At 53.1% G+C, this 23305-nt stretch carries 25 protein-coding genes and 3 pseudogenes; 12 read left to right on the forward strand and 16 right to left on the reverse strand.

All coding sequences use genetic code 11. The annotated features are described in order from the left end of the window. Positions 1–148 precede the first annotated feature (148 nt). Positions 149–1402 (forward strand): glycoside hydrolase family 18 protein, encoded by a 1254-nt coding sequence (locus tag N6P30_RS10785; RefSeq protein ID WP_023292700.1) that lies wholly within the window; start codon positions 149–151, stop codon positions 1400–1402. A 50-nt stretch (positions 1403–1452) separates the two neighbouring features. Here N6P30_RS10785 and N6P30_RS10790 read toward each other — a convergent pair whose 3' ends face one another. Both N6P30_RS10790 and msrB read right to left on the reverse strand, forming a co-directional pair. Further along, a complete protein-coding gene (locus tag N6P30_RS10790) occupies positions 1453–1725 on the reverse strand; it encodes a YeaC family protein (protein WP_021241050.1) in 273 nt (90 codons plus the stop codon). A 41-nt stretch (positions 1726–1766) separates the two neighbouring features. Then, entirely contained in the window at positions 1767–2180 is a 414-nt protein-coding gene (gene msrB, locus N6P30_RS10795) for a peptide-methionine (R)-S-oxide reductase MsrB (RefSeq protein ID WP_008500710.1), read from the reverse strand. Between the two features lie 341 nt (positions 2181–2521). Between msrB and gapA the strand changes: the two genes are divergently transcribed. Both gapA and N6P30_RS10805 read left to right on the forward strand, forming a co-directional pair. After that, positions 2522–3517 carry a glyceraldehyde-3-phosphate dehydrogenase gene (gapA, locus tag N6P30_RS10800; protein WP_006809136.1) on the forward strand — a complete coding sequence of 332 codons (996 nt, stop codon included), beginning with the start codon at positions 2522–2524 and terminating at the stop codon, positions 3515–3517. 72 nt (positions 3518–3589) lie between these two features. Further along, positions 3590–4474, forward strand: coding sequence for a D-hexose-6-phosphate mutarotase (locus N6P30_RS10805; RefSeq protein ID WP_021241049.1), 885 nt, complete (start codon positions 3590–3592; stop codon positions 4472–4474). Positions 4475–4552: 78 nt separating this feature from the next. Here N6P30_RS10805 and N6P30_RS10810 read toward each other — a convergent pair whose 3' ends face one another. Then, positions 4553–5299 (reverse strand): MipA/OmpV family protein, encoded by a 747-nt coding sequence (locus tag N6P30_RS10810; RefSeq protein WP_023292701.1) that lies wholly within the window; start codon positions 5297–5299, stop codon positions 4553–4555. Positions 5300–5730: 431 nt separating this feature from the next. On the opposite strand from N6P30_RS10810, the gene yeaG reads away from it, so the two are divergent. The 3 genes from yeaG to N6P30_RS10825 all read left to right on the forward strand — a co-directional run bounded on the left by yeaG (position 5731) and on the right by N6P30_RS10825 (position 9623). Next, positions 5731–7665, forward strand: a complete 1935-nt coding sequence (gene yeaG, locus N6P30_RS10815; RefSeq protein WP_008500713.1) for a protein kinase YeaG — start codon at positions 5731–5733, stop codon at positions 7663–7665. A 74-nt stretch (positions 7666–7739) separates the two neighbouring features. After that, positions 7740–9023 (forward strand): YeaH/YhbH family protein, encoded by a 1284-nt coding sequence (locus N6P30_RS10820; protein WP_023292702.1) that lies wholly within the window; start codon positions 7740–7742, stop codon positions 9021–9023. A 99-nt stretch (positions 9024–9122) separates the two neighbouring features. Beyond that, entirely contained in the window at positions 9123–9623 is a 501-nt protein-coding gene (locus N6P30_RS10825) for a YbaK/prolyl-tRNA synthetase associated domain-containing protein (protein WP_008500735.1), read from the forward strand. 20 nt (positions 9624–9643) lie between these two features. Here N6P30_RS10825 and yoaI read toward each other — a convergent pair whose 3' ends face one another. Then, entirely contained in the window at positions 9644–9748 is a 105-nt protein-coding gene (gene yoaI, locus N6P30_RS10830) for a small membrane protein YoaI (protein ID WP_010430055.1), read from the reverse strand. A gap of 144 nt (positions 9749–9892) precedes the next feature. On the opposite strand from yoaI, the gene N6P30_RS10835 reads away from it, so the two are divergent. Next, the gene (locus tag N6P30_RS10835; RefSeq protein WP_008500737.1) at positions 9893–10339 is read left to right on the forward strand and encodes a DUF441 domain-containing protein; all 447 of its coding nucleotides are present in this window, start codon (positions 9893–9895) and stop codon (positions 10337–10339) included. Here the strand turns inward: N6P30_RS10835 and N6P30_RS10840 are convergent. After that, positions 10323–11114 carry an AraC family transcriptional regulator gene (locus N6P30_RS10840; RefSeq protein ID WP_008500738.1) on the reverse strand — a complete coding sequence of 264 codons (792 nt, stop codon included), beginning with the start codon at positions 11112–11114 and terminating at the stop codon, positions 10323–10325. The two genes, N6P30_RS10835 and N6P30_RS10840, sit on opposite strands and share 17 nt — an antisense overlap. A 99-nt stretch (positions 11115–11213) precedes the next feature. Here N6P30_RS10840 and N6P30_RS10845 point away from each other — a divergent pair, with 99 nt between their 5' ends. Continuing rightward, positions 11214–12401, forward strand: a complete 1188-nt coding sequence (locus N6P30_RS10845; protein WP_023292703.1) for a CynX/NimT family MFS transporter — start codon at positions 11214–11216, stop codon at positions 12399–12401. 31 nt (positions 12402–12432) lie between these two features. On the opposite strand, the gene N6P30_RS10850 is transcribed toward N6P30_RS10845, so the two are convergent. Beyond that, the gene (locus tag N6P30_RS10850; protein ID WP_023292704.1) at positions 12433–13140 is read right to left on the reverse strand and encodes a CTP synthase; all 708 of its coding nucleotides are present in this window, start codon (positions 13138–13140) and stop codon (positions 12433–12435) included. A 101-nt stretch (positions 13141–13241) separates the two neighbouring features. On the opposite strand from N6P30_RS10850, the gene N6P30_RS10855 reads away from it, so the two are divergent. Next, a complete protein-coding gene (locus N6P30_RS10855) occupies positions 13242–13586 on the forward strand; it encodes a DUF488 domain-containing protein (protein ID WP_023292705.1) in 345 nt (114 codons plus the stop codon). Here the strand turns inward: N6P30_RS10855 and N6P30_RS10860 are convergent, their stop codons facing one another. Together N6P30_RS10860 and N6P30_RS10865 are read right to left on the reverse strand one after the other, a co-directional pair. Next, complete coding sequence (locus tag N6P30_RS10860) at positions 13587–13892, reverse strand: hypothetical protein (protein WP_008500742.1); 306 nt, start codon at positions 13890–13892, stop codon at positions 13587–13589. An 80-nt stretch (positions 13893–13972) separates the two neighbouring features. Next, entirely contained in the window at positions 13973–14227 is a 255-nt protein-coding gene (locus N6P30_RS10865; RefSeq protein WP_008500743.1) for a DUF333 domain-containing protein, read from the reverse strand. Between the two features lie 309 nt (positions 14228–14536). Here N6P30_RS10865 and N6P30_RS10870 point away from each other — a divergent pair, with 309 nt between their 5' ends. Both N6P30_RS10870 and N6P30_RS10875 read left to right on the forward strand, forming a co-directional pair. After that, positions 14537–15565, forward strand: a complete 1029-nt coding sequence (locus N6P30_RS10870) for a sensor domain-containing diguanylate cyclase (RefSeq protein WP_031274981.1) — start codon at positions 14537–14539, stop codon at positions 15563–15565. A 45-nt stretch (positions 15566–15610) separates the two neighbouring features. Continuing rightward, positions 15611–15709 (forward strand): YoaK family small membrane protein, encoded by a 99-nt coding sequence (locus N6P30_RS10875; RefSeq protein ID WP_014883431.1) that lies wholly within the window; start codon positions 15611–15613, stop codon positions 15707–15709. A gap of 130 nt (positions 15710–15839) precedes the next feature. Here N6P30_RS10875 and N6P30_RS10880 read toward each other — a convergent pair whose 3' ends face one another. From N6P30_RS10880 to N6P30_RS10890, 3 genes are all read right to left on the reverse strand, one after another. Continuing rightward, positions 15840–16088, reverse strand: coding sequence for a GlsB/YeaQ/YmgE family stress response membrane protein (locus N6P30_RS10880; RefSeq protein ID WP_008500746.1), 249 nt, complete (start codon positions 16086–16088; stop codon positions 15840–15842). 283 nt (positions 16089–16371) lie between these two features. After that, positions 16372–17856, reverse strand: coding sequence for a diguanylate cyclase (locus N6P30_RS10885; protein WP_371316217.1), 1485 nt, complete (start codon positions 17854–17856; stop codon positions 16372–16374). 167 nt (positions 17857–18023) lie between these two features. Further along, positions 18024–19574: a cyclic diguanylate phosphodiesterase gene (locus N6P30_RS10890; protein ID WP_023292708.1), complete on the reverse strand. Its 1551-nt coding sequence runs from the start codon at positions 19572–19574 to the stop codon at positions 18024–18026. 206 nt (positions 19575–19780) lie between these two features. Here N6P30_RS10890 and N6P30_RS10895 point away from each other — a divergent pair, with 206 nt between their 5' ends. Then, positions 19781–21280: a cyclic diguanylate phosphodiesterase gene (locus tag N6P30_RS10895; protein ID WP_023292709.1), complete on the forward strand. Its 1500-nt coding sequence runs from the start codon at positions 19781–19783 to the stop codon at positions 21278–21280. 290 nt (positions 21281–21570) lie between these two features. Here the strand turns inward: N6P30_RS10895 and N6P30_RS10900 are convergent, their stop codons facing one another. From N6P30_RS10900 to N6P30_RS10920, 5 genes and pseudogenes are all read right to left on the reverse strand, one after another. After that, on the reverse strand, positions 21571–21816 hold the full coding sequence (locus N6P30_RS10900) for a DUF2543 family protein (protein ID WP_023292710.1): 246 nt from the start codon (positions 21814–21816) through the stop codon (positions 21571–21573). Between the two features lie 74 nt (positions 21817–21890). Then, positions 21891–22238, reverse strand: coding sequence for a DUF1304 domain-containing protein (locus tag N6P30_RS10905; RefSeq protein ID WP_008500751.1), 348 nt, complete (start codon positions 22236–22238; stop codon positions 21891–21893). A 77-nt stretch (positions 22239–22315) separates the two neighbouring features. Beyond that, positions 22316–22486 (reverse strand): annotated as a pseudogene (locus tag N6P30_RS10910) (NADP-dependent isocitrate dehydrogenase); the annotation flags it as partial. 253 nt (positions 22487–22739) lie between these two features. After that, positions 22740–23031, reverse strand: a pseudogene (locus N6P30_RS10915) (hypothetical protein). Further along, positions 23031–23270 (reverse strand): annotated as a pseudogene (locus tag N6P30_RS10920) (hypothetical protein). Before N6P30_RS10920 ends, N6P30_RS10915 begins: the two co-directional pseudogenes overlap by 1 nt. Between the last annotated feature and the right edge of the window lie 35 nt (positions 23271–23305).

Below are 23305 nucleotides of genomic sequence, written 5' to 3' on the forward strand. Positions count from 1 at the left end.
GCCACCCGGCAAAACTCCCCCTCCGATCCCCATAAAGTGAACTCCCTCGCAACCTCAGCGAAGCGGTAATGCTATTCTCTTCAGGCTGTTTTTTCGCCACGCCTTTTCCGTGGCGTGGTTATTTTTATTAAGTCAAAGAGGAACTTGTATGAAACGTTTGCCCTTGCTGGCAGCCTTACCCTTGCTTTGCGCGTCAGTTGCCTCCGCCAGTTCCCTGATGTCCGTGGGCTACTTTAACGGGGGTGGCGACGTCACCGCCGGACCGGGTGGCGATATCAATAAGCTGGACGTTCGCCAGATCACCCACCTGAACTACTCGTTTGGTCTGGTCTATAACGACGAAAAAGACGAAACCAACGCCGCGCTGAAAGATCCGGCGAAGCTGCATCAAATCTGGCTATCGCCAAAAGTGGCGTCCGATCTGGCCTTAATCCCCACGCTGCGTAAGCAAAACCCAAATATTAAGGTCCTGCTCTCCGTCGGCGGTTGGGGCGCGCGTGGTTTCTCTGGCGCAGCGGCAACCCAAGAGAGCCGCGCAGTGTTCATCCGCTCCGCGCAGGAGATTGTTGAAAAATATGGTCTGGACGGGATCGACCTCGACTGGGAGTATCCGGTCAACGGCGCCTGGGGCCTGGTGGCAAGCCAGCCCACCGACAGGGAAAACTTTACCGCCCTGCTGAAGGAGATGCGCGACGCGTTCGGGCATAAAAAGCTGGTGACCATTGCGGTAGGCGCGAATGCGGAAAGTCCGAAAAGCTGGGTGGATGTGAAAGCCATTGCGCCCCTGCTCGATTACATCAACCTGATGACCTACGACATGGCGTACGGCACGCAGTATTTCAACGCCAACCTGTACGACTCCAGCGCCTGGCCGACGGTGGCCGCCGCGGACAAATACAGCGTCGATTTTGTGGTGAACAACTATCTGGCCGCCGGGCTGAAGCCACAGCAGATGAATCTCGGGATTGGTTTCTATGGCCGCGTACCGAAACGCGCCGTGGAGCCGGGCATTGACTGGACGAAACCCGATGCGCAAAAAAATCCGGCCACTCAGCCCTACTTCGTGCCGCAGGAGATCGGGTTGTTCAAGTCGCTCGGCTATGACCTGACCAAAGATACCTACGTGAAGTACAACGATATCGTCAAAAAGCTGCTGAACGATCCGCAGAAACGCTTTACTGAACACTGGGACGACCAGGCAAAGGTGCCGTGGCTTTCGGTGAAGGGTGCCGATGGCAACGCGCTGTTTGCGATTTCGTATGAGAACCCGCGATCCGTGGCGATCAAAGCGGACTACATCAAAGAGAAAGGTCTCGCCGGGGCGATGTTCTGGGAGTACGGCGCAGATGACGAAAACCAGTTAGCGAAGCAGCTGGCGGCGTCGCTCGGGATCCCGCACTAAAGTGTAGCGTGCCGGGTGGCGCTAGCGCTTACCCGGCCTACATGAGAGCATTATTTGAAAGTCGCAATCGGCTTCGGGGTGATACCAAAGTCCTCTTTCAGCTCACGCTTGCTCTTCATCACCATTTGACCATGGGTGTCGATCGTCATGTGCTGCGCGTCGGTGTTGTTGCGCGCCTGCCACAGCATCACCAGCTGCAGGCTGTTCTCTTTTTGCTCCGGGGTCAGCGCGACGCCATCGGGCCATTTTCCCAGCTCTACGGCGGTGACCAGACGCTGATAAATCTCCGGCGTCATACCGCTAATCATGTCTTCAATATTCACAATCCCGCCCTTTTAAAGGAATAATTTGCTGAATCGTTTTTTCAACCCTTGATCTGGTCGCCGTTTTCGTCGTCAGTGAAGCTCATTGAGGCTGAATTCACGCAGAAACGCTCGCCCGTCGGCTGAGGGCCATCCGGGAAGACGTGTCCAAGGTGCGCATCGCAGTTGCCGCAGCGAATTTCCGTGCGCACCATACCGTGCGACGAGTCGGTCAGATAGCGGATAGCCTCATCGCTCACCGGCTCGTAAAAGCTCGGCCAGCCGCAGCCCGAATCAAATTTCGTTTGGGAATTGAACAGCGGAGCATCACAGACCAGGCAGTGGTAGACGCCGTCTCGCTTGTTGTGCAGTAAACGCCCGGTGAACGGCGGTTCCGTCCCGTGGTTTTGCGTCACGTAAAACTGCATTTCTGTGAGGTTTTTTTTCAAATCGTCGGGGTTACGTTGGTTCGACATATGCTTACATCTCGCTGTAGAAACAGACATCTTTTACCCCGCATTCTAACAAAACATTAACACCCTTGCGTGCACTTTTGATCTAAACTTATGTGTCGCGAAAAGGCGGTCAGGCAATTGTGATCATATTCACATTTTTATCCTGCGAGGACTTTAAAATTCCGGGCGCAGCCCCCATGTGGTTGCAAGCTCAAAGGGAAAGTGAGGCGAGTCAGTCGCACAAACGTTAGTCACAGGATTGATTTGTCGCAATGATTGACACGATTCCGCTTGACGCTGCGTAAGGTTTTTGTAATTTTACAGGCAACCTTTTATTCACTAACAAATAGCTGGTGGAATATATGACTATCAAAGTAGGTATCAACGGTTTTGGCCGTATCGGCCGTATTGTTTTCCGTGCTGCTCAGAAACGTTCTGACATCGAAATCGTTGGTATCAACGATCTCCTGGACGCTGAATACATGGCGTACATGCTGAAGTACGACTCAACTCACGGTCGTTTCGACGGCACCGTTGAAGTGAAAGACGGCCACCTGGTTGTAAATGGCAAAACCATCCGCGTTACTGCTGAGAAAGACCCAGCTAACCTGAAATGGAACGAAATTGGTGTTGACGTTGTTGCTGAAGCAACCGGTATCTTCCTGACCGACGAAACTGCACGTAAACACATCACTGCGGGTGCGAAGAAAGTTGTTCTGACGGGTCCTTCCAAAGACAACACCCCAATGTTCGTTCGTGGTGCAAACTTCGAAACTTACGCTGGCCAGGACATCGTTTCCAACGCATCCTGCACCACCAACTGCCTGGCACCGCTGGCTAAAGTTATCAACGACAACTTCGGCATCATCGAAGGTCTGATGACCACCGTTCACGCAACCACCGCTACTCAGAAAACCGTTGATGGCCCGTCTCACAAAGACTGGCGCGGCGGCCGTGGCGCGGCTCAGAACATCATCCCATCCTCTACCGGTGCGGCTAAAGCTGTAGGTAAAGTACTGCCAGAACTGAATGGCAAACTGACTGGTATGGCGTTCCGCGTTCCAACTCCTAACGTATCCGTTGTTGACCTGACCGTTCGTCTGGAAAAAGCTGCTTCTTATGAAGAAATTAAGAAAGCAATCAAAGCTGCTTCCGAAGGCCCAATGAAAGGCGTTCTGGGTTACACCGAAGACGACGTTGTATCTACCGATTTCAACGGCGAAGTGTGCACTTCTGTGTTCGATGCTAAAGCAGGTATCGCACTGAACGACAACTTCGTTAAACTGGTATCCTGGTACGACAACGAAACCGGCTACTCTAACAAAGTACTGGACCTGATCGCTCACATCTCCAAATAAGTTGAGATGAGTGTTTGATCCAAAAAGGCGACTTCGGTCGCCTTTTTTATTTATAAGACAGAGGATTGCTTAATGATTAATAAAATTTTTGCACTTCCGGTAGTCGAACAACTTACCCCTGTGCTCTCCCGCCGCCAGATTGACGGTGCTGACGTTATCGTCGTTGACCATCCGCGCGTTAAGGCCTCCGTGGCGCTGAACGGCGCCCACCTGCTCTCCTGGAAGCCGGAAGGTGAAGTTGAGGGATTGTGGCTCAGTGATGCGACCTCCTTCAAAAAAGGGGCTGCAATCCGTGGTGGCGTACCGATCTGCTGGCCGTGGTTCGGCCCGTCCGCACAGCCGGGTTTACCTTCTCACGGTTTTGCCCGTAACCAGCAGTGGACCCTGAAAGCGCATAACGAAGACGACAGCGGCGCCGTGCTGACCTTTGAGCTGCAGGCAAATGACGAAACCCGCGCTCTGTGGCCGCACGATTTCACCCTGTACGCCCGCTTTAAGCTGGGTAAAACCTGTGAAATCGAACTGGAAGCCCACGGCGAGTTCGAAACCACCTCCGCCCTGCACACCTATTTCAACGTGGGTGACATCAGCGCTGTGAAGGTGAGCGGTCTGGGCGATACCTTTATCGATAAAGTCGACAACGCGAAAGAAGGCAAACTCAGCGACGGCGTTCAGGCGTTTCCTGACCGTACCGACCGCGTCTATCTGCATCCGGAAGCATGCAGCATGATCCACGACGGTGCCCTGAACCGCGGCATTGAGGTAGTACATCACCATCACAGCAACGTGGTGGGCTGGAACCCGGGCCCTGCACTGTCTGTCAGCATGGCCGACGTGCCTGACGACGGTTATAAAACGTTTGTCTGCGTGGAAACGGCCTGCGTGACTACCCCGCAGAAAGCGAGTGAAGAAAAGCCATCTCGTTTAGGGCAGACGATCCGCATTATTAAGCGATAATCTCGCTGCACCACACTAAAGCAAACGGGGCGCAAGCGCCCCGTTTTGATGCACCAATTGCACAATATAAGTGCCCAATCAGAACTTGTAGGTCACACCGGCAGAGAAGATGCCTGCCCAGGACTTATCGACCATCGGGCTGTCTTTCACTTCATCGCTCAGACGCTCATAACGGCCAGTACCATACACGCTCCAGTCGCCAAGGAAGTTATAGCTCGCGGTCAGCTCCAGGTACGGATCCCAGCCGTCATCTGCGCTGTAGCTCTTCAGACCGCTACGACGGGACTCGTTTTTAGAGACGCCATAATAGTAGTCATTGTAGTTCTCGCTGTTGTACTGCACACCAATACCCGGCGTCAGGGTCAGACCACCGTTGGTGTAACGGTACAGCCACGCCAGATCCCAGATAAAGCCGTTGCTGTTATCCAGCGTATCGCCTGCCAGGGCCGTACGCAGGAAGCCATACTGGGTGTTATGCACATAAGAGAGGCCGGCCATCATCGAGCTTTTACGCTTGTCGAGCTGGCGAAGCGCGTGGCTGTCGCTGTCACCCGGCTTGAAGTGCGTAGGATCGTAGTACGCCATGATGGAGAGCTTATCGGCCGTATCGTTCCACAGATAGTAGCCGCCGCCGAGCCCACGGAACCAGACGTTATCGCCTTCATAGGTGATAACCGGCACAGGATAAACATCACGGTCATACTGTTTGTACGGGCTGTTAATGACGCCAACACCCGCGCCAACCGTCCACTGACTTTCCGCCTGTGCGGTGCTTACTGCGGTCGCGGCAAGGATGCCTAATGCCAGAAGTTTGAGTTTGGTCACAATCCATTCTTTCCTGTAGTCAAATAATCAGCGGGTGAAGTGTAACCGCCATTCCCGTACATCCCAAAATTTTTTGCCTGCTAATCAGTCTGATTAACCCATTATTTTTAACTTATCAGATGACAACCGGCTTTCATTTACATGACCGCTGAATGAAAAATGTGCTTTTGCCTTATTACCAGAGTGGAAATTTTTGGATGAGTTATTGATATGTCATTGAAAGTAGATTTTATGGGCATGCAAGTTTTGCAAATGCCATCTACGCTTTAATTTAAGAAGAGTTTTCCTGAACACCCTGCGGTTCTTAGCGTCTGACCTGGCACACAGGTTGCTGCTCTGGCAGTGAGGTGCGAGAGATTCTCTTCCGGGAGCCTCCACTACTCATACGAACGGCTCTTATCCTGTGCTAAAAAACGAAAGGACGGCATGCCATGAATATATTCGATCACTATCGCCAGCGCTATGAAGCTGCCAAGGACGAAGAGTTCACACTGCAGGAGTTTCTTACCATCTGTCGGCAAGATCGCAGTGCCTATGCCAATGCGGCAGAACGGCTATTGATGGCTATTGGTGAGCCAAACATGGTTGACACTGCCCTGGAACCCCGGCTTTCCCGTCTCTTTTCGAATCGGGTGGTCGCCCGATACCCGGCGTTTGAAGAGTTCTATGGCATGGAAGATGCCATAGAGCAGATTGTCTCCTACCTGAAGCATGCCGCTCAGGGTCTGGAAGAGAAGAAACAGATCCTCTATTTACTCGGCCCCGTGGGCGGCGGTAAATCCTCGCTGGCGGAACGCCTGAAGTCGCTGATGCAGCGCGTGCCTATCTATGTCCTGAGCGCCAACGGCGAGCGCAGCCCGGTGAATGACCACCCGCTGTGCTTGTTCAATCCGCAGGAAGATGCGCAGATTCTGGATAAAGAGTACGGCATCCCGCGTCGCTACCTCGGCACCATCATGTCGCCGTGGGCGGCAAAACGCCTGCATGAGTTTGGGGGCGACATCACCAAATTCCGCGTGGTGAAAGTCTGGCCGTCGATCCTGGAACAGATCGCCATCGCTAAAACGGAACCCGGTGATGAGAACAACCAGGATATTTCGGCGCTGGTCGGTAAGGTCGACATCCGCAAGCTGGAAAACTTCGCGCAAAACGACCCGGATGCCTACGGTTACTCTGGCGCGCTGTGCCGGGCTAACCAGGGGATTATGGAATTCGTCGAGATGTTTAAAGCGCCCATCAAGGTGCTGCATCCGCTGCTGACGGCCACTCAGGAAGGAAACTACAACGGGACGGAAGGTATCTCCGCCCTGCCGTTTAACGGGATCATTCTTGCCCACTCGAACGAATCTGAATGGGTGACCTTCCGTAACAACAAAAACAATGAGGCTTTCCTTGACCGCGTGTACATCGTTAAGGTGCCTTACTGCCTGCGGATCTCCGAAGAGATCAAAATTTACGAGAAACTGCTTAACCACAGTGAGCTGGTGCATGCGCCGTGCGCGCCGGGCACGCTGGAAACGCTGTCTCGCTTCTCCATCCTGTCGCGCCTGAAAGAGCCGGAAAACTCCAGCATCTACTCGAAAATGCGCGTCTATGACGGTGAGAGCCTGAAGGATACCGATCCGAAAGCGAAGTCGTATCAGGAGTATCGCGACTACGCCGGGGTTGATGAAGGGATGAACGGTCTGTCCACGCGCTTCGCGTTTAAGATCCTCTCCCGCGTCTTTAACTTCGACCATGCGGAAGTGGCGGCCAACCCGGTGCATCTGTTCTACGTGCTGGAGCAGCAAATCGAGCGCGAGCAGTTCCCGCAGGAGCAGGCTGAACGCTACCTTGAGTTCCTGAAAGGTTACCTGATCCCGAAATACGCCGAGTTCATTGGCAAAGAGATCCAGACGGCCTACCTGGAATCCTATTCAGAATACGGGCAGAACATTTTTGACCGTTATGTCACCTACGCTGACTTCTGGATCCAGGATCAGGAGTACCGCGACCCGGATACCGGCCAGCTGTTTGACCGTGAATCCCTGAACGCGGAGCTGGAAAAAATCGAGAAGCCTGCCGGGATCAGCAACCCGAAAGATTTCCGTAATGAGATTGTGAACTTCGTCCTGCGCGCCAGAGCGCATAACAACGGGCGCAATCCGAACTGGACCAGCTACGAGAAGCTGCGCACGGTCATTGAGAAGAAAATGTTCTCCAATACCGAAGAGCTGCTGCCGGTGATCTCGTTTAACGCCAAAACCTCAACCGATGAACAGAAAAAACACGACGATTTTGTCGACCGTATGATGGAAAAAGGCTACACCCGCAAACAGGTCCGCCTGCTCTGCGAATGGTACCTGCGCGTGCGTAAATCGTCTTAAAACAAGTGCCCGGCGGCGGTTAGCGCCTGCCGGGCCTACAAAATGCAAGTTGGCAAATGCAGTACGGGGGGTATATGACCTGGTTTATTGACCGGCGTCTTAACGGCAAAAACAAGAGCACGGTGAACCGCCAGCGCTTCTTGCGTCGTTATAAAGCGCAAATTAAACAGTCTATCTCCGAGGCCATCAACAAACGCTCGGTGACCGACGTCGACAGCGGCGAGTCTGTCTCCATCCCCACCGATGACATCAGCGAACCGATGTTTCATCAGGGGCGAGGCGGCCTGCGCCATCGCGTACACCCAGGTAATGACCACTTCGTTCAGAACGACAGAATTGAGCGCCCTCAGGGCGGCGGCGGTGGTTCAGGAAGCGGTCAGGGACAGGCCAGCCAGGACGGTGAAGGTCAGGACGAATTTGTTTTCCAGATCTCAAAAGATGAATATCTCGACCTGCTGTTCGAAGACCTGGCGCTGCCGAATCTGAAAAAGAATCAGCATCGTCAGCTTAATGAATATAAAACCCACCGCGCGGGCTATACCGCCAACGGCGTGCCCGCCAACATCAGCGTCGTGCGTTCGCTGCAGAACTCGCTGGCGCGACGCACGGCCATGACGGCAGGCAAACGTCGCGAACTGCGCGAGCTGGAGAGCAGCCTGAAGGTGGTGGAAAATACGGAACCGGCGCAACTGCTGGAAGAGGAGCGCCTGCGTAAAGAGATTGCAGAGCTGAGGGCGAAGATCGAACGGGTCCCGTTTATCGACACCTTCGACCTGCGCTACAAGAACTACGAGAAACGCCCTGAGCCCTCCAGCCAGGCGGTGATGTTCTGTCTGATGGACGTGTCCGGCTCGATGGACCAGGCCACCAAGGATATGGCAAAGCGCTTCTATATTCTGCTCTATCTGTTCCTGAGCAGAACCTATAAGAACGTCGAGGTGGTCTATATCCGTCACCATACCCAGGCAAAAGAAGTGGATGAACATGAGTTCTTCTACTCGCAGGAAACCGGGGGCACCATCGTCTCAAGCGCGCTGAAGCTGATGGATGAAGTGGTCAAAGAGCGCTACGACCCGGCACAGTGGAACATTTATGCCGCGCAGGCGTCGGATGGCGATAACTGGGCCGACGACTCGCCGCTGTGTCACGAGATTCTGGCGAAGAAAATTCTGCCGGTGGTGCGTTACTACAGCTATATCGAAATCACCCGTCGTGCGCACCAGACCCTGTGGCGGGAGTATGAGCATCTGCAGTCGATGTTCGATAATTTTGCCATGCAGCATATCCGTGACCAGGATGACATTTATCCGGTGTTCAGGGAGCTGTTCCACAAGCAGTCTGCTACCAGCAACGCATAATCCCACAGCCAGCGAACCCGCTGGCTGTTTTCTTTCGACCCCGTTCATCCCGTGCTAATGTAGACCCCTGCATACTGGATTATCACCGGGAAAATCGTTATGACTGACGACGTTATTGGCACAGGAACCCACCAGCAGCTCATTACCTTACTCACCGAGCAGGGCGCGCGTTTTCGCGTCATGGAGCACGAGGCGGTCGGGAAATGTGAAGCGGTAAGTGAAATTCGCGGAACCGACCTGCGGCAAGGCGCTAAAGCCCTGGTCTGCAAGGTGAAGGGAAACGGCGTAAAGAAACATGTTCTGGCGATCCTCGCCGCCGACCTGCAGGCTGACCTGAGCCAGCTTGCCAGCCATTTTGGCGGGCTAAAGGCCTCCCTCGCCAGCCCGGCCGAAGTAGATGCCCTGACCGCCTGCGTTTTCGGCGCTATCCCGCCCTTTAGCTTCCATCCTGATTTGGCGCTGGTTGCCGACCCGCTGCTGTTCGAGCGCTTTGACGAAATCGCGTTTAACGCCGGCCTGCTGGAGAAATCCGTGATTATGGATACCCAGGATTACCTGCGCATCGCCCGTCCTGAGCTCGTCACCTTCCATAAAGCCTAACTGCAACGGCTGACGCCCTGTCAGCCTTTTCGTTCCAGGAACAGCACGGAGGCAACAAGAATAACGGCAATAGCGAAAAACGATGAGGAGATGATCAGCGTTTCCACAAACATGTGATCGTTCATGATGGCGACCCTTTTGCGATATCTGCTTTCGTTTTAATCCGCGTAAATGACAAGGTTATGACAACGATAAAATCTTTTTAACACTGTTCTCTGCCGCGTTTGCGCGTACAGTAAACAGGACCATTATTCTGGCAAGGATTCCCAATGTTTGACCCTACTCTGCTCATTCTTCTGGCACTCGCCGCGCTCGGCTTTATCAGCCATAACACCACCGTTGCCATCTCGATTCTGGTGCTGATTATTGTGCGCGTGACTCCGTTAAATACCTTTTTCCCGTGGATAGAAAAACAAGGCCTCACCATCGGGATCATCATCTTAACCATCGGGGTGATGGCGCCCATCGCCAGCGGCACGCTTCCCGCCTCAACGCTGCTGCACTCGTTTGTAAACTGGAAATCGCTGGTGGCGATCGCGGTGGGGATTTTTGTGTCATGGCTGGGCGGACGCGGCGTCACGCTGATGAGTAGCCAGCCCTCGCTGGTGGCGGGCCTGCTGGTGGGCACCGTGCTGGGCGTGGCGCTCTTTCGCGGCGTGCCGGTCGGCCCGCTGATTGCGGCAGGCCTTGTCTCGCTGTTTATTGGGAAGTCGTAGTCAGGCTGGCCATATAACGCGCCGGCGTCTGGCCCAGTCCCTTCCTGAACATGGTGATAAACGCGGTGGTCGAGTCATAGCCCAGTGACTGGGCCACCTGCTGCACCGATTTGCCGCTTATTAAATGCTGTAACGCCACAATCAGCTGCAGCTGGTGACGCCAGCGGCGGAAGCTCAGACCGGTCTCCTTCACTACCAGCCGCGCCAGGTTGCGCTCGCTCATGGCGAAGTGGCTCGCCCACTGCGCCAGCGTCTGCCAGGCGGCGGGCTCTTCCGCCATCTTCTCGCTCATCAGCCTGATTTTGGGATGGGGCGACACGGGCAGCTGCAGATGCTCCTGTCGCTGGAGCGGCAGCTCGTCAAACAGGACGTCCACCAGACGCGAGGTGGCCGCGAGCTGCAGCTGTTCACGTGATTTTTCCGCGAGCGATAAAATCAGCTCCCGCACCAGGGGGGAAATTTTCAGGGTACAACAGCGCTCGGGCAGGCTGGCAGCCCCCGGCTCAATGAACAAAAAGCAGAGCTGCGCGCCCGGCGTGGCCCTGTTACTGTGCGGCATCTGTCCGGGGATCCAGACGGCATACTGGGGCGGCACCATCAGCATGGCATTTTCCACTTCACAGGTGATTGCGCCGCCGAGGGCCAGAATCAGCTGCCCCTTACGGTGATGATGAAGCGGAATATATTGTTCCTCCGCCACTACCTGAATGCGAAATGCGACGGCTGCATCGTACTGGCTATCCGGATCGTAGCCTTCCAGTCCCAGACCAATCATCAGTTTGTCCGATATGAGCGATAAACTGTCATTTTAGCCTGATTTCAACCGCTGAGAAAATCGGTATTGTGTGCGCTCGCTTGAACGTATGAGAACATAATGACTACTGCTATTCGCACCTCAGGAAAACACGGCGCGCTGTTGATTGCAGGCATCCTGATGATTGCCACCACGCTTCGCGTCACCTTTACTGGCGCAGCGCCGCTGCTCGATACCATTCGTCTTGATTATGGCTTAAGCACGGCGCAAACCGGTCTGCTGACCACCCTGCCCCTGCTGGCTTTCGCCCTTGTCTCGCCGCTCGCCGCAGGCGTTGCCCGGCGTATCGGCATGGAGAGCAGCCTGTTTATCGCCCTGCTGCTCATTTGCGCCGGGATTGCCGTTCGCTCGCTGCCTTCCGCCGCTTTGCTTTTCATCGGAACGGCGATCGTCGGCTGCGGTATTGCGCTCGGTAATGTGCTGTTACCGGGATTAATTAAGCGTGATTTTCCGGGCCAGGTGGCGAAGCTCACCGGCGCCTATTCCCTGACGATGGGAGTCTCGGCGGCGTTTGGCTCAGCAATGATCGTTCCCCTTGCACAGGGGAGCGCGGGATGGCATGGCGCGCTGCTGATGCTGATGGCGTTTCCGCTGGTCGCACTGCTGCTCTGGCTGCCGCAGTGGCGTCAGAAACACGTCGCAACGGTAACGGGCGCAGGCGCGCTGCAAAACCGCGCGCTCTGGCGCTCGGCCCTCGCCTGGCAGGTGACGCTCTTTTTAGGAATTAACTCGCTGATCTACTACGTCATCATCGGCTGGCTGCCGGCGATATTGCTGAGCCACGGCTTCAGCGAAGCGCAGGCCGGTTCGGTGCACGGTCTGTTGCAGCTGGCCACGGCCGTGCCGGGACTCGCCGTTCCGCTGATCCTCCACCGCCTGAAAGATCAGCGAGCGATCGCAGGCTTAGTGGCCCTGATGTGCGCGATAAGCGCGGCAGGATTATGGTTTATGCCCGGAATGGCGGTGATGTGGACGCTGATGTTTGGCTTTGGCACAGGGGCAACAATGATCCTCGGCCTGACGTTCATCGGCCTGCGCGCCAGCTCTGCGCACCAGGCGGCGGCGCTCTCCGGAATGGCACAGTCGATTGGCTACCTGCTTGCCGCCTGCGGCCCGCCGCTGATGGGGAAAATTCACGATACCGCAGGAGACTGGCAAATCCCGCTTCTGGGCTGTGCGCTGGCCGCTGTGATAATGGCTATCTGCGGTGTGTTAGCCGGGCGAGACCGGGAGATCGCGCCCCGTTAAATCCTCAGGCAGACCACCGGGTCTGCCTTTTTTACCCGCGCGCTGCGCGCAGCATCGCCTGCACCAGCACGACCGGGCGTCCTTCCAGCGCGGCACGTTCATGCTGGAATAAGGTGATCACGAAGAACGGGTGCGTCACCAGCTCCGCGGCACGGATTTCACCCCGATCGTCCCAGCCCGTCACATGCATATCACCGCTTTCCAGCGCCTGCGCAAACGCCGGCGACACGCCATAGTTACAGTGATACCCCTCTTCAATTTCGGGCTTGCCGTACGCTTTGGCGATCAGCGTATTATTGCGCAGCTCAATGGCATCCGTTTTTTCCACCAGCGAGCAGGTCAGCGGCGCAATCACCATGGTGCCTTCGGTATCCGTCTCAGCGTGTGCCGCATCAGCCCAGCCCAGCACGTTTCGGGCATACTCAATCAGCGCATGCTGGAACCCGCCGCAGGTGCCCAGGAACGGGATGCCGTTCTCACGGGCGTAGCGCGCGGCAATAAAAGCGGCCGCCGTGTTTTTATAGGGGCTGGCAGGAACCAGCCAGATGGCATCGTAGCCCACCAGATCTTCAGCGCTTGTTAGCTCCGTCGTGGCCAGCCAGTCGTAATCGGCGGTGAGGTCAAGCACTGCGGCGGCGTCGTCAATGGCCAGCGGGATAGCCTGATGCGCAATAACATTGGGATTGTAATCGCCAACCAGCGCAATGCGCAGCGTTGTTTTAACCGGGAGGTGTTCCATGAAAGGTTCCTTATGCCAGAGTATTATCAGATAACATAAGGAACCTCAGACTACCGATCTTTTGCAATTATCACAATACCTTAAATTGGGAGGGTGGAATCATGATTCAGTGCAAACGGGTATACGAACAGGCAAGCCCTGACGACGGCTATAGGATACTGGTGGACAGGCTGTGGCCGCGCGGGCTGAAGAAAACGGATCTCGCGTATGACGAATGGTGTAAAGCGCTCACGCCTTCGAATGAACTACGAAAGGCCTTTCACAGCGACACGATTGATTTCACCGCCTTCAGTCAGGCCTATCGGGAAGAGCTGGCGCAGCAGGCTGACGAGGGCGTGCGTCTGGCGACGCTGGCGCGCAGGCAGACCGTCACCCTGCTCTTTGCTGCCAAAAACACGGAGCAAAATCACGCTCTGGTCTTAGCCGACTGGCTGCGCCATCTGTGATCAGCCGATCGTCAGTTCATCCAGAATTTGCGGCGCTTCATCCGGGGTGAGCGGCATCAGATGTTCGGCGCGGACAAACGCAAAGCCGTGCTGGTTGTCAAAGGCGTAGACATCACCCGTCACCAGCCAAAGCGCGCGATCTGCGGTGACCGGTAATTGCGTCATCACGCCGTTGACCGGGTTAACAAAACGCAGGCCAGGCTGGCAAAGGCCAAACAGCTCAACGGATTTACCAATATTGCGACGGCCTGACGCCGTGCGGGCGCCAACGATCATCGCCATGCTGCCCGGTTTTAGCTGAAACATACTTCTCTCACGATAACGAACGCCAGGAACTGGCTAAGAATAATCTTAAAGAGAAGTGTATCGCAGGCAATATTACTTTGTCACCTGGCGGGTTGCGGATGGTCGCGACGATAGAGCGTCCATTCATCAATCACTTCGCCGCCCGGTAATTTGCACTCGGTACGCACGCCCTGCGGGCTTTGAACCGGGACCTGTTCCCCGCCTTTCTCCAGACAGTAGACGGAAGCTGGGTTCGCCATACCGATAACGTGCGGCGGTTTCGGTGCATCAGGTGGCGTGGTTTTGGCGGTGCAGGCGGCCAGGGGAAGCGCCAGCGCCAGAAGCAGAAATCTCATCTCATTGATCCTTTTGACGTCATCAGAGTCTAAGGGTAACGGGTCATCGCCACGTTCTCCATGATTTCTCCATTTTAACTGCACTTTTCAGCACTATAGTGTGGCATGTTCTCGATATGACCAGAGAACATCATTCCGTAATCAAGATGTCTTTGCCCCGGTCTCAACAACGGGGCTTTTTTTCTCGCCTGCTGCCCGCCCCCTGCATATATTAAATTTTATGTATTCATGTTTTACTATGTCTGAAGCCTAAAAATTCAGCATAACATGCAGATGCAGACGTCTTCTGCCTGGGAGTCATTCTACGTCATGTCGGATCTTATCCTCGCTCGCGTTTCAGAAACCCTTGCCACCGAGCAATCCCTTGAAAGCCTCGTTCGCCAGCTGCTGGAGATGCTGGAAATTGTCACCGACATGGAGTCGACCTACCTGACGAAGGTGGATATCGAGGCGCGGCTGCAGCACATCCTCTACGCCCGCAACAGCAAGCAGATGACGATCCCGGAGGGGCTGAGCGTCCCATGGGATGAGACGCTGTGCAAGCGCGCGCTGGATAGTGACACGATATTCAGCAATGACGTGCCCGAGCGTTGGCCCGAGTGTGAAGCAGCGAAAGCACTTGGCATTACCACCTACATGAGTATTCCTGTCCATCTTGCGGATGGTTCACTTTACGGAACGCTCTGTGCCACCAGCACGGCCAGAAAGCCGCTGAGCGAGCGCGGCGAACAGGTTCTGAAGCTCTTCGCCGGGCTGATCGCCCAGTCCATTCAGAAAGAGTCGCTGGTCACCCAGCTTCGCGAAGCCAATGCGGCCCTCATCGCGCACTCCTATACGGATGCCCTTACCGGTTTACCCAACCGTCGCGCCATTTTTGAAGATCTGACCACCCTCTTTTCTCTGGCCCGGCATCTTAAGCGTAACGCCATCATCGCGTTCATCGATCTGGATGACTTCAAACTGATTAACGATCGTTACGGCCACGAGGCTGGCGACCAGTTCCTGATAGAAGTGGGCAAGCGTTTGACGGAAGAGAAACAGCAGGACGATATTATCGGTCGTCTGGGCGGGGATGAATTTCTGGTGGCGTCGCTAAGCCAGCCCCACCAGGACGGGGATAACGCGCAGCTTACGCTGCTCAAAACGCGCCTCAGCGCCTGCATCGCTGGCGAATACTGGCTGGGCAGCGTTCATATTATTTATCCGGGCGCCAGCTTCGGCGTGATCGAAGTGGACCCTGCCGCAACCGATCCTGACAGCGCGTTACGCGCTGCGGATGTCGCGATGTATCAGGATAAGAAAGGAAAAAGCAAATCACGCTTTCTCACCATTGATTAACCCCGTACACTCTACGGCGTTACAGAAACCGAAACAGGTGATGGTATGAGAATAGGGATCCTCTTCCCGGTCGTTATATTTATAACGGCGGTGGTATTTTTAGCGTGGTTTTTTGTCGGCGGTTACGCGGCGCCGGGGGCATAAATGCGGAAGACAACCGTCATTATGCTGATCGTTGCCATCGCGGCGTTTGCCGGCACGCAGCTTGGCTGGTGGTAAACGCCAGTACGTAAAAAGGCCGCCATCTGGCAGCCTTTTTCAACGCTTTCAGACCTTAGCTTTTGATCTTTCTGTAGATAAACAGAACAACCAGCGCACCGATCACCGCGACGGCGAAACTGCCGAAGTTAAAGCCATCGACCTTGCCAAAACCGAACAGCGTACTGATCCAGCCGCCGACTACCGCGCCGACAATACCCAGTATTACGGTGACGATAAACCCACCGCCATCTTTGCCCGGCATGATCCACTTCGCCAGAATACCCGCAATAAGCCCAAAGATAATCCAGGATAAAATTCCCATAACTTTCCTCTCTGTATGGTTTTTGTCATTAAATCAACGACACAAAAAAGGATAGCACAGGATTCCAGAAAGGAAATTTGTGATAAGCATCACAATGAGAGAGTGGGGAATTATTCATCAAAAAAATGTACGGGCCACAGAAACTGTGGGGTTGCATCTTTTGTTGAGAAAGATTATCTTTCTCAACACTGAATAGTTGAGAGAAACACTCAGGTATTCAGTACGACATTGCTCACATTGCTTCCAGTATTTTTTGCCCACTCCTGAGTGGGCTTTTTTTTGCTCATACCCCAACAAACGCGTACCGGTTACGTCCCGCGCGTTTCGCCTGATAGAGCGCCTGGTCTGCGGCAATAATGATATTTTGCTGGCTGCCTGCAATGTCGACGGCACGGGCGGTGGAAATTCCGACGCTTACCGTCACCCGGCCGAAGGGACTAAAGGCATGCGCGATTTGCAGCGAGAACACATTGCGAATAATCGTCTGGGCCAGACGAAGTGCCTCCTGAATATCCGCATCCGGCAATATCAGCGCAAACTCCTCTCCGCCGTAGCGCGCCACAAGCTGATTATCACGGGTAAGGCTCTCCCTGAGGCTGTTTCCGAGCATTGCCAGACACCGGTCCCCTTCAGGATGACCATAGTTATCGTTGTATTTTTTGAAGTAGTCCACGTCCACGATCAGTACCGAAATCGGCGCGTCATGCGCGGCGCACGTAGCAATTTCCGAGAGGATTTTTTCATCAAAGACGCGGCGGTTGTACAGCCCGGTCAACGCATCTTCTGAAGCGATAATCTTCAGCGCTTTGTTATCCCGTGTTTTTCGGGACAGGTCGGAATACAGGAAGTACGACGCCACGATGAGTATCGCCGTAAACACGAAAATGAGTACCGCCAGCTGAATTGCCTGCTTGCGCCAGGGGGCAAGGGCTTCATCAATGCTGACGGCCACTGTGGTGACCAGTCCGTAGCGTCGGTTTTTCTCATAGGCATAAATGCGCTCGATTTTATCAAACCGTGAGATGGAGCTGGCTATCCCCGTATTTTGTACTTTGAGATATTTCCTGAAGAGCGGTGAATCAGAAACAATCGTGCCGATATAGGTATTTTTAAAGGGATAACGGACCAGCAGCACGCCTGATTGCGTCGTTAAGCCGATGACGCCCGAGTGGCCGATATTAATCTGCCCGTAGAGTGCCAGAAAATTTTCAATACCGAGCGTCACCACCACGACACCGTTAAATGCCCCGGACTGGGTTTCAAGGCGCCGACTGAGGGTGATAACCCATTTGCCATTGGTTCTGCTTACCACCGGCTCCCCAATAAAGACCTGCTGAGTTTTATTTTCCTGGTGATAGATAAAAAACTCTCTGTCCGAGCCTTTGCGTGGCCCCGTGAAACTTTCATGCAGCGCGGTGAAGATATCGCCCTGAGCGTTGTAAACAACCACATTATTAATCTGGGTAAGAAGGTTATCCTGATTATGGATCATGTGCTGAATATTGGTCGCCTGCTGCGGGGTCATGCCATAAATTTCGATTATGTCGGAAACGGTAGTAATTAACATTTCACTCTGGCGCATGATCCCTTCAGTATAAACATCCAGGGTGTGGCTAAGATTAGCGACGCTGGTATTAATTTGCTGGATTGACTGCTGTCTGGACGTGGCAATTTGGACGGCAAGCGCCAGCGAGATGATCAATGAGACAATGATGACGGTAATGGTTGTTGTGTAAAAAGTATTTTTCACATGCACGAGCTTTTCCACCTTATCACGCCTGATATCCCTGGCTGACAACTCTTGTCACTGTAACAAAGCTCAGGATAAGAGGAAAATGAATTGCACTTAAGCATACAACAGAAGCTCGTCTTTATTTTGTGTTTCACCGCCAGGCAACCCGCTCTATTCCTGATTTTTTTACAGCGCCTGACGTTTTACAGCATCACGGCCTCCCTGGGCTTAGATAAAATGACTTTAATAAAATCGATATAGGAGACGGGTTTACCAAAATAATACCCCTGCAACAGGGTAATTTCATTACGGTTGAGATACTCCAGCTGCTCTTTCGTTTCTACACCTTCGGCCACGATACGCAATGAGAGTTTTTTCGCCAGGTCAATAACGCAGTCCAGCAGGATCGTTGAGTCCTTCTCCTCAGAAACCCGGTTAACAAAGCTTTTATCAATTTTAATATAATCTATGGCAAGCGCATTAAGACATGACAGCCCGGAATACCCCGTACCAAAATCATCCAGTGCAATGACAAAACCGGCGTTATGCAGCGCGTTGAGGTTTTCCACCAGATGAGGATTATCGATCAACGGTTCACGCTCGGTCACCTCGAGAACCAGCTTCACGGCTTTACCCTGAAACCCCTTGCCGAAGAGACGACAGTCACCGAGGAAAGAAGGGGCATCAATGTGTCTGGCGCTGATGTTCACCCCGATATGGAACCCATCCGGTAGCTTCGGCAACAGCGGCTTAAGCTGTGTGACCACTTTCGCCATCAAGCCTTTGGTCAGCGGAATAATCAACCCGCTACGTTCAGCAATCGGAATAAAGACATCCGGCGGGATAAACCCAGACTTTGGATGCTTCCACCTTGCCAGGACTTCAACCCCGTATAACCCGCCGGTGTCCCCGTTCACGATCGGCTGGTAGTAAGGCACGATCTCTCCCTGCAAAATGGCCTTACGCAAATCGTCTTCAAAGGTGGTGCTTTTTCCCTTGTATCGGCGGATCAAAATGCCCACCGCCAGGGATAGCGCGAGAATCAGCAGTATCAGGCTCCAGCCCTGGTGCAGTAGCCGCGTCAGGCTAAAAAAGGCAGGCGGTTGCCAGGCCAGACTAAAGGGGAATTGCGAAGATGCCGTAAGTGAACCCGTCCACGAGGCCGCTTTCCAGCCGGTCACGTCACCGTTGCGCGTAAACATGCTTTCGCCGACAACCAACCCCAGGTCAACGCTGTTTGATGCATTCGCGATGACGTCCTGCAAATGCGCATCACTGACGCTGACGATGATGCGCCCGCCTGCGATGGGCATCTGGAAGACAAGTACCGGGATCCCGTTCACCAGTCGATTACCGGGGAGCAGCATTAATTTTTTTTCAGGTAGCGTCTCCGGATGAACAGTCAATACGCCATTCCCCGGAAGGGATGTACAGATGATTTGCCCCTGCTGCTGGATCATGATGGCGCGCAGATGCGGTTTTAGCGCAGCTTCTGTCCCCAGCGCCAGCTGCCCGCTACTGGTACACCCCTGCTCCGCAACGTGCTTCGCCGTGCTGGCCGCACTGACGGCTTCCGACAAAATGCTTTCTATTTTCTGGGTGCTTACCGTGGCGGTATGAACGTTATTCATTTTCGCCATCTGCCATAACTGCCAGTTAATAATCAGTATGCCGATCAGAAAAAGAAACAGGGCACTGAGAATAGGGATCATCACGTTGCGCGCGATGTTTTCCTTAATAGAATAAACAAGCATGAAGGATCTGAAAGAAGAACCCGTGGTTTACCTGACGTTGCCGATCGCAATGAAAATAGCTTAGCTGAGAATTGTCTTAAAAAACTGATGCTTTCGTATGAGTTCATCCGCCCGAATTTGCTCACCCGGCGTGACTATCAGGCTTGTGCCTTGCCCAGGCTGTGTTAAGATTTATGAATTCAGGGAGCGGACAGGATAACCGGAAAATGAAAAAGCGCATTGCCGTTGCGATCGTTTCAACGCTTCTGGTCATCCTGTCTCTTTATGCGGTCAATGCGGTTATCCTTGGTCAGCAAAAAACCAAACAGCTTGAAATATCCCGGACCCTTTTACATTATTCCGAAGACCTGTCCCAAAACGTGGCGCTGGGCCTTAAAAGCATAACGACGCAGGGGTGTGATAAAACCAGCCTGGATAGCTACAGACAAATAAAGCTTAACAACCTCTATTTCGGCGATATCGGTTTTATTGAAAAAGGAAAAATTACCTGTACCGCTTTTTGGGGTAAACTCGCGACGCCCGTTCCACTTCCTGCGGAACTGCATAAAACGCCGAGAGGTTTTCTCCTCGCGCAGTTTTCTAGAAAAGATTTTTTCACGGGCAATGCGGCCATTTATAATAATATTATTATCTTCACCTCCCGGTATGCTTACGATAAATTCACCCCGGTGACCGCAAGCTATTCTCTGAGTGCCACCACAAAGGACTTTGGCCGGATCTTTTTTTCGGCTGCCCCCGACCTGCGAGCGCGGAGCTGGCTGCACTCCACGTTGTTCACCCTGACCATTACACAGTGCAGCGCCGTGTGGGATTTATGCGTGATTGTAAAACATCACGATGCGGGACTGGCCTCGTTACCCCCGTTTATCTTGACGTTTCTCGCGATCATTCTCTACTTTATCTGGGTCGCGATAACGTTATTTGTCTTCCGTATCCATGAAGACCGTTTTTCGCTGGAACGTACGCTGATCAAAGCCGTGATAACGAATACCTTCAGCGTTAATTATCAGCCTGTTATTCGCATTCGCGATCAAAAAATCGTGGGCGTGGAAGTTCTGTCGCGATGGCGCGATCAAAAACACGGAGACGTCTCGCCGGAGCTGTTTATCCCATTAATTAAGAAAATCGGGCTGTATAAAAGATATTATGGCAATGTTATCGGTAAATCGCTCTCAGAAATTGCCCCGCTGGCGATTAAGCATCAGCTGATCGTTTCAATCAACGTTGGGCGGAAAGAAATTGAAGACGGACAGTTTATTAACATTTTGCGTCGCGAGTGCTTAGTCAACAACCTTCCCCTTTCCCTGATGAAGGTCGAGCTTTCTGAGAAAGCCGTTTCCGCGGCGAATATCCTTGAGGGATTCTGCCAGGAACTAAAATCGCTTGGCGTTAAAATTTCAATCGATGATTTCGGCGTACAAAATTCAAATCTGGCGCGGCTGTCGCAGCTTGAATATGATGAAATCAAAATTGACAAATCGCTGGTGGATGGCATCAGCGAAGATTATAAGCAAAACATCTTTGTTATCTTCAGCGATGCCCTCGCGAAGTTGAATAAAACCCTTGTTTTCGAGGGCGTGGAAAATGAAACTCAGTATCGCTTTATTGCGAACAGATATCCCGACGCGCTGATCCAGGGATGGTATTTTTCAAAAGCACTCACCCGGAGCGAGCTGGCGAAGCGACTCACCGGCGTCGCCCCCTAACCTGAAGCCTGTCCTGCTCGTTTTTTTACACTCGGACGTTTCCATTTTTTCCGCCAAACCATATAGTCGTCATATTCAGACGGTAGATTCCCCTGAAGCACACTCTTATTTTGGTTAAAAACGTGAAATTATCCTTAGTTTTTCCAGCGGTACTCTTTTTTCTGATCGTTATTTTCGCGCTGTTTGTCGATAAACCCGCTTCGCCTATTCTGCGGAAAAAATGCATGTGGTCCGATAGCGTGATGCTGAGCTGTATCGCAAAGCATCACCATAACGGTTTTTGAGGCAGGCTATTCATTTCCCCACTGATTGAGGAAGTTCGCAACATCATCAATGCGACCCGCACGGATCCCGGCTTCTGTGGCCATCTCCTGCTGGGCTTCCTCGCTGATCTCCTCATTATTCGCTAAGCGGGTGAGCAGCAGCTGGAAATAGTGTGCCAGCGCGTCGCGCTCTGATTCCGCGACTTGCTCTGCGGCCTCCGTCGCGTACTCATCGGCAATGTCATAATATTTCAGGGGGATATCGTTGCGCATAACAGTCTCGTCTCTGGTCAATAAAGGTAACGTCACGAGTATATCGGACGCATTATCTCAACCAAAGCATTGCTTCAGATGAGTAACGCAAGCAGCGCAGCGAGCGCGGGAATGGCCTGCACGTACAAAATTTTACGGCTGGCGGTGGCTGCGCCAAAAAGCCCGGCGATCAGCACGCAGGTCAGGAAGAAGATGGCCACCTGAATCCCGTTTTCGCCGAGCCAGAGGCTCCACAGCAGGCCCGCCGCCAGGAACCCGTTATACAGCCCCTGATTCGCCGCCAGCACGCGGGTGTCGCGTGCAAAATCAGGACGCAGATTAAAGGCCTTGTGCCCTGTTTTGGTATTCCACAGGAACATTTCCAGCACAAGAATGTAGAGATGAATAAGTGCAACGACAGTGATAAGGACAGTGGCTAACATCGGGTTGTCTCCCGCGGGCAGAGGCAAAAAAAACGGGAACCCTCAGGCCCCCGCTCTTGTTTAACCCAGAATCTGGATTACATGTTCGCGATAATCGCGTCGCCAAACTCTGAGCATTTCAGCAGCTTAGCGCCTTCCATCAGACGTTCAAAGTCATAGGTGACGGTTTTCGCGTTGATCGCACCTTCCATACCTTTAACGATCAGGTCTGCGGCTTCGAACCATTCCATATGACGCAGCAGTATTTCATGAAATCATTCATGATGCATTGATTTTTAAGTAAAAATATCTGAAATATTGCTCTCGTCACACATTTTTAGGCACATGCTAACCTGATGATTGTACTTAATTATTTTTTGGTTTTGATAACCATTTTAGTAAGAGGATCTCTCAGCAACATTCACAACAGCCAGCATGTAACTTAATGAAAAAAATAGGGGAAATGGGGGAATAACCACCGACATTTACACGCTACATTACAGGCGATTTATCGTCTTTAACCTAGTTAAGCGTATTTTGTAAGAACGCCGAGCACCGTAACATCATTCAAGGCTTCTCCTTCGATCGCCTCACCCTCTTCTGTTATAAGTGCCTGACCCAGTAGCTTCACAAACTGGTTTCTCCCATCCATGCTAACCAGCAACGTATCCCCTCTTTCTGGATTCAGACTGACTTTGATAACGGCCCAGCCGCATAAAGTTTCAATAACCCGGCAGTTGTTGTCTACACCACAGATAACATCTATCGTCATGCGCTGCTCCTGGTAATCCATAGCTGGCGATGGAAATCCCATTAGAAAACCCTCCCCATGTTACGCAGGATCCAGTACCGGTTCTCGCTTCCGTTTGTCGTCTTATCGGCGAAGTCCGGCTGGTATCGCTAGATCCATGTATTTGCATCCGCCTGGCTGAAATGCCAAAGCCTCTCCTGCAGTTCAGCGATGAACTTGTCTGTATGCAGACAGAGATAGCCCTTCGGGTTTTGCTGTATGGCCGCAATAAAAGCAGCACGAATATCCAGTTGACGAGGCATAAATGCACCCTCACTCGCTCATTGACTGTATGCAT

It is taken from the genome of Enterobacter sp. PL1, from assembly GCF_945957325.1.
In the GTDB taxonomy this organism is placed as follows: Bacteria; Pseudomonadota; Gammaproteobacteria; order Enterobacterales; family Enterobacteriaceae; genus Enterobacter; species Enterobacter roggenkampii.